Genomic DNA, 615 nt, shown 5'->3' on the forward strand with positions numbered 1-615 from the left:
GCGGGGTGTATGCCAGCAAGGTAACCCTTTGGCAGCCGACTGATTTGCCAGTGTTAAAATCGCAAACCTTTATTGACGAGGATGGTGGGCAGGAAATTGCCGTAGATCGGGAATTTTTGTTTACCGATAGCGTTTCTGCCGGGCAGCGTTTGCAGAAAATTGCCCTGTTGAAAAACCGCCAGCAAGTGCAGGTGGACCTGAAATGCAACCTGTTTGCCTTTCAGGTGACGGTGGGTGATGTGGTTAAATTTAACCGGGTGTCATGGGGGTGGGTTGATAAACCGTTTGAAGTGATCCGCTGGAATTTGGCGGTGCGTGATGACGGGGATGTGCCCTATTTCGGGGTGGATCTGACTTTGCGCGAAACCAGCCCGCAAACCTATGACTGGGACGCCACCGACGAGGTGATTGTTGCGGCCAATGCAGCAAGTAGCTTGCCCGGTATGGGTGATGTGGAACCGCCCAACGGGCTTGATGTCAGCGAGGTTTTATATTCGACCCGGGATGGATCGGGGGTTAAGGCCAAGGCAGTGCTAACCGCCGGGGCATCGCCCGATGCGATGGTGGTTTCTTACCAGTTTTCCTATCGCGAACTGGGGGTGTTGGAATGGACTG

Annotated in this window: 1 pseudogene; it reads left to right on the plus strand. The window is 54.0% G+C overall.

Annotated elements, in window-relative coordinates:
• Positions 1-615, plus strand: a pseudogene (locus THS27_RS27100) (hypothetical protein); the annotation flags it as partial.

It is taken from the genome of Thalassospira sp. MCCC 1A01428, assembly GCF_002115825.1.
Lineage (GTDB): Bacteria > Pseudomonadota > Alphaproteobacteria > Rhodospirillales > Thalassospiraceae > Thalassospira.